Source organism: Polynucleobacter sp., assembly GCF_018500155.2.
Classification (GTDB): Bacteria; Pseudomonadota; Gammaproteobacteria; order Burkholderiales; family Burkholderiaceae; genus Polynucleobacter.
Genome location: NZ_JAHBAK020000054.1, coordinates 1 through 11,128, shown reverse-complemented (window position 1 = coordinate 11,128; position 11,128 = coordinate 1). Strand labels below are relative to the sequence as shown.

The following is an 11,128-nucleotide window of genomic DNA, read 5'->3' as shown; positions in this document are numbered from 1 at the left end:
TAACACACCAGTTTCTGTGTTCAATGCCTTGACTCACTTCGCTAACCCAGCGTTGGAAAAAGCAATGGCTACTGCACCAGCAACCATCACTGTTGATCCAGCACAATGTACTTTCCAGTTCAACCCAACAGGTACTGCGAAGTTCACTAGCTCATGCGACATTGCTAAACAAGTGATGGCATCTAACTCAGCTAGCTACTCCACCATTCCAGCTCCAGCAGGCACTAACGCTGTTGTGAAAATTGGTGATATTGAAGTTCCAGGCTATACACCTGTAGGCATGGATCCAGCAGAAGCAAAAGCGAAAGATGCTGAATTTAAGAAAGCAATTCGTGAAGCTTTGAACAAAGAAGGTTATCCAGCTAAAGCTGACCCAGCACAAATTAACTATGTTGCTGTGTTGCTCTTGTTGGTTTACTTAGTGATCTTGGTGACCATGGTTTATGGCCCAATCGCTGCGATGTTGGTTGAGATGTTCCCAACCCGCATTCGTTACACTTCTATGTCCTTGCCATACCACATTGGTAACGGTTGGTTCGGAGGCTTGTTGCCAACGATCTCTTTTGCCTTGGTTGCGCAAAACGGTAACATTTACTACGGTCTCTGGTATCCAATCATCATCGCTGCGATGACATTGGTAATCGGTACACTGTTTGTACGTGAAACTAAAGACGTAGATATCTACGCACGTGACTAAGTAGTTTGATGCAGACGAATAGGTCTGCAGTCACTGAGAAACCCGATCAGAAATGGTCGGGTTTTTTTATTCCCACAAATCTTTTTGGTTACGGCTTTTTAATAGATTGTGATTTTGCTGTGCAATCGAAGTATCTCTGGAGCCCGGAACGAGAGTGATAGAGGCGCCTGCCTGAAGACTCCCCGTCTTTAGTACTCGCAAATACCAGCCACTATAGCCCGATTGCAACATTGCCTTGCTTGCACCCTTATACGCCATGGCAGCATTGAACTTAAAACAGGGTTCACGTAATTTCACGACTATAAACTCTAGTTCGCCTATGAGAAGTTTGTCACCCACAAAAACATCGGTTTCCACAAGACCTTCAATGGTGAAGTTTTCGCCGATAGCACCATACTCAAGCGACGTAGGCCTTTTTGTTTCGCGGGCAAGTAGTTCATTCCAGAAGCTGTAATGTTCTGCTGGATAAACATAAATTGCTTTCTCTATTCCGCCATGTACGCTCAGGTCTGCTTGCTCATCGCCGGCTACACCGAGATTAGTAATCTCTACTGCAGTAGGATTTTGCAGGTTGCTAATGCTCTTCTTACGAATAGCTGAGGCAACTGATTTGTAATCAGGATGATGGTTGCCAAATAGAGGCGCTACCTTTCCTGCTGAAATGGAGAGTAGTTTCATGAGCTAGATGAATGCAATCAAATCAATTTATTCATAGCAACACTAATAGCGACACCGAGCATCGCTTTTGTATTTGGTGTAATACACCACCAGATCGGCATCGGATTTGTATTGCGTGTAATAGATGGTGGCTCGGGCATCACTCTTGTACTTGGTATAAAACCAGACGCCAGGTTCGTTATCACTGGAGTACTGGGTTTCGTAGACGATGCAGTTTGCCTCTGAGGGGTACTTGGTGACGTAGACCTTGGCATTGGCTTCAGAGGGATAGTTCGTGATGAAGATTTGGGCGGCATCTGTGCCTAGGGGCAAAAAACAGCCCAAAATGGCCAGAATGCATCGGTTTTTAAGAGTCAGCTTCATATAGCTATATTACGGTTTCTAGGTTCAGGCGTTACAGAATAGGGCGGATTTGCTACAATCACACCTTCGGCGAATTAGCTCAGTTGGTTAGAGCGACGGAATCATAATCCGCAGGTCCGGGGTTCAAATCCCTGATTCGCCACCAAATACGAAAGCCATTGCCAAAGCGGCAGTGGCTTTTTTCTTAGACTGGCTAGAATGGCTTTAATGTCTAAATTTTGGAATCTTGTCTTTTTCCAACTTGGCTGGTTTGCTTGCGTCTTGGGCGCGGCTAACCATCAAGTGTTCTGGCCGGTTATTGGCTCGTTGGCCTATATCGTTTTTCATGTATGGCGCCTTAATCAGCCCCGAGAGTCTATTCATCTTTTGAGTAGAGTCTTGATCTATGGGGTGCTAACCGACTCCTTGATAGCGTACTTTGGATTCTTGGATTTTCAGGATTCTTGGCCTGTGAGCTTTTTATCCCCGATTTGGATGTGGACGCTTTGGCTTTTAGTGGGAACTACGATTAATGGCTCCTTATCTTGGTTGCGGGGCAGGCCCATTTTGGGGGCAGTTCTAGGCGGTCTTTGCGGCCCTTTGTCATACGAGGCTGGGATCCGAATGGGGGCTGGAAGCTGGGGCTCTGGGGGTCAAGTGATGGGTCTGATGTTCCTAGGGGTGGTCTGGGCCATCGCTGTTCCCCTCTTTTTCTATTGGGACCGCACCCCTTTGGAGCAGGGCTTAGTAAAAAATCCGTAAATTCCTTAAAAAAGTCGCTTGCAAAGAATACTGTTTTTATATACAGTAACTCCTAAGTTGTCACACAGTCAGTAAAACTTCGGGAAAAAGCCCAATACAAAGCGAAAAGGGAATACAAATGGCCTTGGATGAGAAAAAAAAGTCAGCCTCCTCAGAATTTGAGGGAATGAGCGGAGACAAGCAAAAAGCATTATCAGCAGCTCTTGCGCAAATTGAAAAACAATTTGGCAAAGGCTCCATCATGAGACTTGGCGATGCAGAAATTAGCCAAGATATTCAAGTGGTATCCAGTGGTTCACTCGGTTTGGATATTGCCCTAGGCGTTGGGGGTCTTGCACGTGGGCGCGTTATTGAAATCTACGGGCCTGAATCTTCAGGCAAAACAACCTTAACATTGCACGCGATTGCAGAAATGCAAAAGCTGGGTGGCACTTGTGCATTCATTGATGCTGAACATGCATTGGATGTTCAGTACGCTGGCAAGTTGGGTGTCGATGTTAATAATTTGTTGATTTCCCAGCCAGACACAGGCGAACAAGCTTTAGAAATTGCAGACGCTTTAGTGCGCTCTGGCTCGATTGATTTGATCGTAGTCGACTCTGTAGCCGCCTTAGTGCCAAAGGCTGAGATTGAAGGCGATATGGGTGATTCATTGCCAGGTTTACAAGCTCGCTTGATGAGTCAGGCGTTGCGTAAGTTAACTGGCGCTATTAAACGCACCAACACCACAGTCATTTTCATTAACCAAATTCGTATGAAGATTGGTGTGATGTTTGGCTCACCAGAAACTACCACCGGTGGTAATGCACTGAAGTTCTATGCATCTATGCGCTTAGATATTCGCCGTATTGGTAGTATCAAAAAGGGCGATGAGGTTGTTGGCAATGAAACCCGTGTGAAGGTAGTTAAGAACAAGGTTTCCCCGCCATTCCGCGAAGCCATTTTTGACATCATGTACGGTGCCGGTATTTCAAGAGAAGGTGAAATCATTGATATGGGTGTTGAGGCCGACATCATTGAGAAGTCAGGTTCTTGGTATAGCTATAACGGCGATCGCATTGGTCAAGGCAAAGACAATGTACGTGATTTCTTGAAAGAAAATCCAGAGATTGCAAAAGATATTGAAGCGAAGATTCGTGAAAAATTAGGAGTTAAAGTCGGTTCTGCTGTAGTGACTGATGTTTTGAGCGAGGAAGAGGAAGTCGAGTAACTTTGCCGCATCACTCAGTAGAATGATTTCATGTCTGAATTGAGTAGCAAAAAGCACAAACAAAGCCCGAGTCTCAAAGCTCGGGCTTTGCGTCTTTTGTCGCTGCGAGAATACAGCCGTAAATCATTGGCCGCCAAGTTGGTAGAGTCAGAGGCTAGGTGGGCCAAGCGCGCTGACGGAGCAGGTGGTCAGACCGGACAAAACACTTCCGAGCCTATCGAGGCTGTTTTAGATGATTTTGAGGCCAGGGGGTGGTTGTCGGATGAGCGCTATGCAGAGGCGCTGGTTCGCCGTCGCAGCGAGCGTTATGGCTCTCGCAGAATCGCTGATGAATTAGAAAGGGCTGGGATTGATGCTCAGCATTCAGCAAAACTTTTGGGCGCGCTTAAGGAAACAGAATTTCAAAGGGCTTATGCGCTTTGGTCAAGAAAATATGGGCAAAAGGCTCAGGATCAAAAAGAACGTGCGCGGCAGTATCGCTACCTAGCATCAAAGGGCTTCAGTTTGGATCTTGTGGCAAAAATTATTGGCGGCCAAAGTCCCGATTAGGGCAATTCCTGATCAAAAAACGCTATTTGCGGCATTGCAACATGATAGACTTACGGAGTCGGTCAAGCCGCTCAAATTTATTCAAATTTGGCTAATTTAGCCATTTCCTGAGTAAGCATGGGATTAAGGCAACATCGGTTTACTAATCCTCAATGCTTGCTAAATAAGATACCGCTTCGGAGTCATTATGAAAATTCACGAGTACCAAGGCAAAGAACTTCTGCGCCAATTTAATGTGCCTGTTCCAAACGGCATTCCTGCATTTAGTGTTGATGAAGCACTCAAGGCTGCTGAAAAACTAGGTGGTCCAGTATGGGTTGTGAAAGCACAGATTCATGCTGGTGGTCGCGGTAAGGGTGGTGGCGTGAAATTGGCCAAGAGCATGGATGAAGTGAAAAAGTACGCTTCAGAAATTTTGGGCATGCAGCTCAAAACCCATCAAACAGGACCAGAAGGTCAAAAAGTAAATCGCCTCTTAATTGAAGATGGCGCTGACATTAAAAAAGAGTATTACTTCAGTATTGTGACTGACCGTGGCACACAAAAGAACGTGATCATGGCTTCCAGCGAAGGCGGTATGGATATTGAAGAAGTTGCCGCTTCTCATCCAGAAAAGATTATTAAAGTGTTTGTTGATCCATTGGTTGGCTTAACCGATGCGGATTGCGATATTGTTGCTAAAGGTATTGGTGTGCCTGATGCCTCTATCCCACAAGCGCGTGAAGTATTTAAGAATCTTTACAAGACCTATTGGGACACCGATGCATCATTGGTTGAAATTAACCCATTGATTCTTGAAGGCAATGGCAAGATCAAGGCATTGGATGCGAAGTTCAACTTTGATCCAAACGCATTATTCCGTCATCCAGAGATCGTCGCGTATCGCGATATCGATGAGGAAGATGCTGCAGAAATCGAAGCGTCTAAATTTGATTTGGCCTACATCTCCTTGGATGGCAACATTGGTTGCTTGGTAAACGGTGCAGGTTTAGCAATGGCAACCATGGACACCATTAAGTTGTTCGGTGGCGAGCCCGCTAACTTCTTAGACGTTGGTGGCGGCGCGACAGCAGAAAAAGTGACTGAAGCGTTCAAGATTATGTTGAAAAACAAAAATGTGAAAGCCATTTTGGTCAACATTTTTGGCGGCATTATGCGTTGTGACGTGATTGCTGATGGTGTTGTGACTGCATGTAAAGCAGTGAACCTTACAGTGCCTTTGGTTGTGCGTATGAAGGGTACTAATGAAGAGTTGGGTAAGAAAATCCTAGCTGACTCAGGTTTACCAATTATTAGCGCGGATTCTATGGCAGAAGCAGCTACTAAAGTAGTTGCGGCTGTGGCCAACAACAAATAATTCAGGAATTTCAATATGTCTATTTTGATCAATAAAAACACCAAAGTCATTACACAAGGTATTACTGGTAAGACCGGTCAGTTTCATACTGAAAAGTGCCAAGAATACGCAAATGGTAAGAACTGTTTTGTTGCTGGCGTAAATCCAAAAAAAGCTGGCGAGTCTATTTTTAATATTCCTATTTACGCAACGGTTAAAGAAGCTGCCCAGCAAACTGGCGCGACAACTTCAGTCATTTACGTACCACCTCCAGGAGCTGCGGCTGCTATTTGGGAAGCGGTAGAGGCCGATCTCGATTTTGTAATCTGTATTACTGAAGGCATTCCAGTGCGTGACATGCTTGAAGTACGCAACAAGATGAGAGCAAAAGAAGCGGCTGGTGGCAAAAAGACTTTATTGCTTGGCCCTAACTGCCCAGGCATCATCACTCCAGATGAAATCAAGATTGGCATCATGCCTGGCCATATTCATAAGAAAGGCCGCATTGGTGTAGTCAGCCGTTCAGGTACTTTGACATACGAAGCGGTAGGTCAATTGACTGCAATTGGTTTAGGTCAATCTACTGCTGTTGGTATTGGTGGCGACCCCATTAATGGCCTGAAGCATATCGACGTCATGCGCATGTTCAACGAAGACCCAGAAACTGATGCTGTCATCATGATTGGTGAAATTGGTGGACCGGATGAGGCTGAAGCGGCACGTTGGTGCAAAGACAACATGAAAAAACCAGTGGTTGGCTTTATTGCTGGCGTAACTGCTCCTCCAGGAAAGCGTATGGGCCATGCAGGCGCATTGATTTCTGGTGGTGCTGATACTGCTGATGCGAAGTTGGCTGTGATGGAAGAATGTGGCTTCAAAGTCACAAAGAACCCATCTGAAATGGCTGCTTTATTGAAAGCTATGTTGTAATTGCAGGTGGACAAAGGATGCTGAATACTCAGCATCCTTTTATTGGTTAGTATTAAGCATTACAGTGTCAAAAATATAATTAATAAAGCAGTTAAAACTAAAATACCGTAGGGAGACAATATGGATTTATCAGCATTTTCTGATGCCACATTTTGGGCGGCATTACTCTCAATCATTGTTGCGAATATTTTGTTATCTGGCGATAACGCGGTAGTGATTGCCTTAGCTTCACGCAACCTGCCTCCTGCACAGCAAAAGAAAGCCATCTTTTGGGGTAGTGCAGCAGCCATTATCTTGCGTGTGGTATTGACCATTACTGCAGTTGCTCTATTAACACTGCCATACCTCAAAATCATTGGTGGTATTTTGTTGCTATACATCGGTATTCAGCTTTTATCAGATAGCGACGGCGAAGAGCACATGGAAGCAAAGTCTAGTATTTGGGCTGCTATCCGTACTATTTTGGTTGCAGATTTAGTGATGAGTTTGGATAACGTATTGGCTGTAGCTGCGGCAGCGCAAAAGGGCCCAGAAGAAACCCGTTTGTTATTGCTCATTATCGGTCTAGGCATGTCCATCCCATTAATTATTTTTGGTAGCGCAATGTTGCTCAAGGTCATGGAGCGTTTCCCCATCATTATTACCTTGGGTGCAGGCTTGCTTGGTCTGTTAGCTGGTGGCATGTTAGTAGACGATCCCGCCATTAGAGATAGCATTAAAGAGGCGCTAGGTGATGCGAAGTTGGCATTTGAGATCGTGGGTGTCGCCATCGTGATTCTTGTTGGCACTTATCTCAAGAAAAAGAATGCTAAAAAAGAATCGTAATTTTCTGTCATTCTTTTGAATAAAAGCCGGCCTCAATAGCCGGCTTTTTTATTACCCGTTTCCTTTGATTGAAAAGGTTTAGACTGGATCATGGGGTATTTAACCTCTGGAAGGAACATCGATGCAAAACCAAAACACAAATTTTCAAGCTACAAATAAGCAATTAGGAGAGTCGCAAGAGTCAGGTTTTACTTTGATTGAGGTGATGGTGGTTGTGGCCATCATCGGAATATTGGTCGCAGTAGCTGTGCCTCAATATCAAGATTACATTGCTCGAAGCAGGATAGTAGAGGGCATGAATCTGTCTTCCAGTGCTAAGCTTGCAGTGACAGAAGTATTTGCAACGCGTGGAACAGTAGCAATGGATGAAGCTACGAGTGGCTCCTTCACGTTCATTCCTACGAGAAGCGTTAAATTAATTGAAATCACACCATCTGGAGCCATCGCCATCGACTATCAAAACACAGTCGCCCCAGAGGGTAAAAATACATTGCATTTAATACCCACAAATGAGCCTGATGCCAATGTGCCCAAGCCCATCGACTTATCTAAAACAGAGGGTTCCACTTGGTCTGGAGGATGGTCATGTCGCTCAATTGAAACCAATCTTCTGCCACAGTTGCTGCCATCGGAGTGCAGGATTACAAAATAAAATCTTAAAGAAAATTTAAATTTGAGAGCCGTTTGGTTGGTTTCGAATGCTATTGGGAGTCGAGTAAATCAAAGTAGTACCTTTGACTTCCATACTCAGGCGGGGAGACATAAGTGTGTTTCCCTAGGCTTTTCCAAGTAACTGGATGAGAGAAATTAGGCCCATCATAAACAAACGTGTGAAATTCTCCATTTTCTCCGCAGGCATCTACGTGCCCAGGTAAATTCTTAATAAATTCATCATCAAACTCCTTGCCTACATAAGATTCATCTAAAAAGCGACCATCAACACAAGTCACTCGAGCCTTAAAACCTGAAGCAAGAAATTCCTTAACCAATGAAAGTCGATTTTCATTCCAGAGCGGGAGAATGGGCTCAAGCTTGGCTGCAATACAAACTTTTTCTTCCCACTCTTTATGGGCAATTAAATCAATATCGCCAAAAATAGCCAAATCTAGCCCCAATGATTTCAGGGATTGAAGTTTGCAAATAAATTCTTGTTCATAGCTTTCCCAGCTGGCAGAAATAAATTCATTTTGCATGCCAAGCGATTTTCCTTGGGCGAAAATTAAAGCCTTACTCACGCCATGAGAACGCGTTTTTAAACCAGATTCATCTAGTGCCGTGAGTAAATGGGTAATCTTATAGCCCATATTTTGAGAGCGCCAAAGGGCTAAACATGAATCCTTGCCTCCGCTCCATGAAGCTAATCCGTGTTTTGTATTCATCAAAATGATTATAAGAGTGAGAATGGCTTATAGTTCCCACATCAACAGCCACCATTTAGCTAATGACAAATATTCAATTGAGGGATCAGTTTTTAGATATCGCTAAAGGCTTAGCAATAATCCTGGTAGTTGTTGGTCATGTCATTCAGGGAAGTGCAGAGAAATTCGATGATCTTCTCTGGTTTAGAGTGATCTACTCATTCCATATGCCCTTATTTGTCTTTTTGTCTGGATCGGTGGCAGCCATTGCATTTAGTCCGGAAAGAATTCAAAGCGGTATGTTGATGGTGGCAAAGCAGGTCAAGACTAGGCTTGCAAAAGCATCAATTCGCTTGCTAATCCCATTTGTATCGTGGTGCGTTATTAACCAATTGTTCTATCACCATAGTGATTCAATAGTCAGTGCCGTTCTGTTAGCCTTTAGAAGACCAGATACAGCCCTATGGTTTTTATTGGCAATTTTTTATTGCATTTTGCTTACCTGTTTATTTGACATCGCCTTTGCTGGCATTTATCAATTGTTACAGAGATGCCACATGGATAGAGCATCTCATTGGATTGTCGATGGTCGAATCCAAATTGTTTTAATCATCCTCATTTGGTGGGCTATTCGTGAGCACACTCCCCGTGGAGCGGGCCTGAGTTTAATAAGGCCTTACTTTATCTATTACATGCTGGGGATTGGATTTTATAGATATTTATATCCAAAGATAAGCATCTGGAACTATCTACCTGCAATCGCCATATTTATTGTGTTAATTCCCCTGTGGGATAGGACCGCGGCGGACAATATGATTGTGATGCAAACAACGAGTTTTATACCTCGCCAATTGATCTACTTTTATGCTGCGGTTGTTGCTTTGAGCGGTTCTTTAGTAATGATTGGGGTTGCGAGAGTAATTACGAATTCAAGTGCCAATTGGGTAAAGAAATTTCTTGTTATTTGTGGGCAACTATCGCTGGGAATATATGCAATACATTATTTCTTTTTGCCCTTTTCGCCAAAGGTATTGACGCCTTTATTCGCTAGCTTAGGAATTGCAATGATGATCAATAAGATTCCATTGGCAAGAACTTTTTTATTGGGCGAAAAATAACGTTTTTACAATTTCCACTCCCCACTCTTACCACCACTCTTCTCTAAGAGTTTGACATCACTCATCACCATGCCACGGTCTACTGCTTTGCACATATCGTAGATTGTAAGCAGGGTGACTTGGACTGCGGTGAGGGCTTCCATTTCTACACCGGTAGGGCCGGTGGTTTCTGCCCTGACTTCACAGGTGATGCTGCAATTTGCTTTGCTGGTCTGAAAATTGATGCTGACATGGCTAAGTGCTAAGGGGTGGCAAAGCGGGATAAGGTCAGAGGTCTTTTTTGCCGCCTGAATGCCAGCAATTCTGGCAATACCCAAGACATCCCCTTTTTTATGACTTCCAGCCTCTACCATCTCAAAAGTGGCTGGCATCATACTGATAGTGCCAGTAGCCACTGCAATTCTGTGGGTATTGGGCTTATCGCCCACATTGACCATATGTGCTTGGCCGCTAGCATCAAAATGAGTTAGTTTGTTCATGGGATAAGTTTTACCATATAGGGATGCGGGACATAAAGTTGGATCAAAAAATCTCGGTTTGGAAGCGTCTATTGGCAATACAGCTTGCTGTGGCTCTAGCTTGCTCGGGGGTTGCTCCTGCGTACGCTACCTCACCCACTGGAGATGTCTCTGTAGAAGGCAACTCTGCGGCGATTCAGAATATCGGGCGCGCTATGCAATCACCAGATGCAAGGCCTGCAAATGCCCCCACTCGCAATACTTTACAGAGTCAACCGAATATTGTTCTGCCAGATATGGGTGATCCAGGTGGGGATACCTTGAGTCGCATGGATGAGCGCAAATATGGCGAGATGATCATGCGTCAAATTCGTCCTGATGCTGATTACTCAAATGACTTACCTATTTATGACTACCTCAATCAAATGGAGCGGCGCTTATTGCAAGCAGCGAAAAAATTACAACTGGGTGGCACTAATGAGCAGGGTAGTGGCGCATACAACTTTGAGGTTTTTGCAGTAAAAGATAGCAGCATCAATGCATTTGCTCTTCCAGGTGGATTTATTGGATTTCATACAGGGTTGATTGTGAGTGCAGAGTCCGATTCTGAGGTTGCCTCAGTAATGGGGCACGAAACAGGTCACGTATTACAACGTCATTTGGCTCGCCAAATGGATAAGCAGGCTACCAATACGATGATTGCCTTGGCGGGAATCATTCTGGGAGCGTTGGCAATGTCACGCAATCCACAAGCCGCAGCTGGACTCATGCAGGGCGGTCAGGCAGCTGCGATTAATAATCAACTCTCATACTCAAGGGATGCTGAGCGCGAAGCGGATCGTATTGGTTTTCTGATCTTAGAAGC

General features: G+C 44.5%; 14 protein-coding genes and 1 tRNA gene. 11 read left to right on the top strand and 4 right to left on the bottom strand.

The genetic code is table 11. The annotated features are described in order from the left end of the window. Nucleotides 1-697: MFS transporter (locus tag KIH43_RS06930; protein ID WP_297719156.1), on the top strand; the 697-nt coding region annotated here is incomplete at its 5' end. Nucleotides 698-763: 66 nt separating this feature from the next. On the opposite strand, the gene KIH43_RS06925 is transcribed toward KIH43_RS06930, so the two are convergent. Together KIH43_RS06925 and KIH43_RS06920 are read right to left on the bottom strand one after the other, a co-directional pair. Further along, nucleotides 764-1,375, bottom strand: coding sequence for an MOSC domain-containing protein (locus KIH43_RS06925; protein WP_297719153.1), 612 nt, complete (start codon nt 1,373-1,375; stop codon nt 764-766). Nucleotides 1,376-1,417: 42 nt separating this feature from the next. Further along, complete coding sequence (locus tag KIH43_RS06920) at nt 1,418-1,738, bottom strand: DUF6150 family protein (RefSeq protein ID WP_297719150.1); 321 nt, start codon at nt 1,736-1,738, stop codon at nt 1,418-1,420. A 68-nt stretch (nt 1,739-1,806) separates the two neighbouring features. On the opposite strand from KIH43_RS06920, the gene KIH43_RS06915 reads away from it, so the two are divergent. From KIH43_RS06915 to KIH43_RS06880, 8 genes are all read left to right on the top strand, one after another. After that, nucleotides 1,807-1,883 (top strand) — tRNA-Met (locus KIH43_RS06915). A gap of 62 nt (nt 1,884-1,945) precedes the next feature. Beyond that, nucleotides 1,946-2,479: a DUF2878 domain-containing protein gene (locus KIH43_RS06910; RefSeq protein WP_297719145.1), complete on the top strand. Its 534-nt coding sequence runs from the start codon at nt 1,946-1,948 to the stop codon at nt 2,477-2,479. A gap of 118 nt (nt 2,480-2,597) precedes the next feature. Then, on the top strand, nt 2,598-3,689 hold the full coding sequence (gene recA / locus KIH43_RS06905; protein WP_297719142.1) for a recombinase RecA: 1,092 nt from the start codon (nt 2,598-2,600) through the stop codon (nt 3,687-3,689). Between the two features lie 30 nt (nt 3,690-3,719). Beyond that, nucleotides 3,720-4,238 carry a recombination regulator RecX gene (recX, locus tag KIH43_RS06900; RefSeq protein ID WP_297719140.1) on the top strand — a complete coding sequence of 173 codons (519 nt, stop codon included), beginning with the start codon at nt 3,720-3,722 and terminating at the stop codon, nt 4,236-4,238. Nucleotides 4,239-4,425: 187 nt separating this feature from the next. Then, a complete protein-coding gene (gene sucC / locus KIH43_RS06895; protein ID WP_297719138.1) occupies nt 4,426-5,595 on the top strand; it encodes an ADP-forming succinate--CoA ligase subunit beta in 1,170 nt (389 codons plus the stop codon). Nucleotides 5,596-5,610: 15 nt separating this feature from the next. After that, nucleotides 5,611-6,504, top strand: coding sequence for a succinate--CoA ligase subunit alpha (sucD, locus tag KIH43_RS06890; RefSeq protein WP_297719136.1), 894 nt, complete (start codon nt 5,611-5,613; stop codon nt 6,502-6,504). Nucleotides 6,505-6,624: 120 nt separating this feature from the next. Next, entirely contained in the window at nt 6,625-7,329 is a 705-nt protein-coding gene (locus tag KIH43_RS06885) for a TerC family protein (protein WP_297719133.1), read from the top strand. Nucleotides 7,330-7,450: 121 nt separating this feature from the next. Continuing rightward, nucleotides 7,451-7,981, top strand: coding sequence for a pilin (locus tag KIH43_RS06880; protein WP_297719130.1), 531 nt, complete (start codon nt 7,451-7,453; stop codon nt 7,979-7,981). Between the two features lie 49 nt (nt 7,982-8,030). On the opposite strand, the gene KIH43_RS06875 is transcribed toward KIH43_RS06880, so the two are convergent. Beyond that, the gene (locus tag KIH43_RS06875) at nt 8,031-8,708 is read right to left on the bottom strand and encodes a diphthine--ammonia ligase (RefSeq protein WP_297719127.1); all 678 of its coding nucleotides are present in this window, start codon (nt 8,706-8,708) and stop codon (nt 8,031-8,033) included. 62 nt (nt 8,709-8,770) lie between these two features. Here KIH43_RS06875 and KIH43_RS06870 point away from each other — a divergent pair, with 62 nt between their 5' ends. After that, entirely contained in the window at nt 8,771-9,805 is a 1,035-nt protein-coding gene (locus tag KIH43_RS06870) for an acyltransferase family protein (protein ID WP_297719125.1), read from the top strand. A 5-nt stretch (nt 9,806-9,810) separates the two neighbouring features. On the opposite strand, the gene moaC is transcribed toward KIH43_RS06870, so the two are convergent. Continuing rightward, nucleotides 9,811-10,284 carry a cyclic pyranopterin monophosphate synthase MoaC gene (gene moaC / locus KIH43_RS06865; protein WP_297719122.1) on the bottom strand — a complete coding sequence of 158 codons (474 nt, stop codon included), beginning with the start codon at nt 10,282-10,284 and terminating at the stop codon, nt 9,811-9,813. 23 nt (nt 10,285-10,307) lie between these two features. On the opposite strand from moaC, the gene KIH43_RS06860 reads away from it, so the two are divergent. After that, a partial coding sequence (locus tag KIH43_RS06860; RefSeq protein WP_297719119.1) for a M48 family metalloprotease occupies nt 10,308-11,128 on the top strand: 821 nt, incomplete at its 3' end.

What these genes read in the sequence shown, in the direction of transcription:
- KIH43_RS06925 (WP_297719153.1), bottom strand. Translation starts at nt 1,375, where the DNA reads ATGAAACTACTCTCCATTTCAGCAGGAAAGGTAGCGCCTCTATTTGGC.
- KIH43_RS06920 (WP_297719150.1), bottom strand. Translation starts at nt 1,738, where the DNA reads ATGAAGCTGACTCTTAAAAACCGATGCATTCTGGCCATTTTGGGCTGT.
- KIH43_RS06910 (WP_297719145.1), top strand. Translation starts at nt 1,946, where the DNA reads ATGTCTAAATTTTGGAATCTTGTCTTTTTCCAACTTGGCTGGTTTGCT.
- recA (WP_297719142.1), top strand. Translation starts at nt 2,598, where the DNA reads ATGGCCTTGGATGAGAAAAAAAAGTCAGCCTCCTCAGAATTTGAGGGA.
- recX (WP_297719140.1), top strand. Translation starts at nt 3,720, where the DNA reads ATGTCTGAATTGAGTAGCAAAAAGCACAAACAAAGCCCGAGTCTCAAA.
- sucC (WP_297719138.1), top strand. Translation starts at nt 4,426, where the DNA reads ATGAAAATTCACGAGTACCAAGGCAAAGAACTTCTGCGCCAATTTAAT.
- sucD (WP_297719136.1), top strand. Translation starts at nt 5,611, where the DNA reads ATGTCTATTTTGATCAATAAAAACACCAAAGTCATTACACAAGGTATT.
- KIH43_RS06885 (WP_297719133.1), top strand. Translation starts at nt 6,625, where the DNA reads ATGGATTTATCAGCATTTTCTGATGCCACATTTTGGGCGGCATTACTC.
- KIH43_RS06880 (WP_297719130.1), top strand. Translation starts at nt 7,451, where the DNA reads ATGCAAAACCAAAACACAAATTTTCAAGCTACAAATAAGCAATTAGGA.
- KIH43_RS06875 (WP_297719127.1), bottom strand. Translation starts at nt 8,708, where the DNA reads ATGAATACAAAACACGGATTAGCTTCATGGAGCGGAGGCAAGGATTCA.
- KIH43_RS06870 (WP_297719125.1), top strand. Translation starts at nt 8,771, where the DNA reads ATGACAAATATTCAATTGAGGGATCAGTTTTTAGATATCGCTAAAGGC.
- moaC (WP_297719122.1), bottom strand. Translation starts at nt 10,284, where the DNA reads ATGAACAAACTAACTCATTTTGATGCTAGCGGCCAAGCACATATGGTC.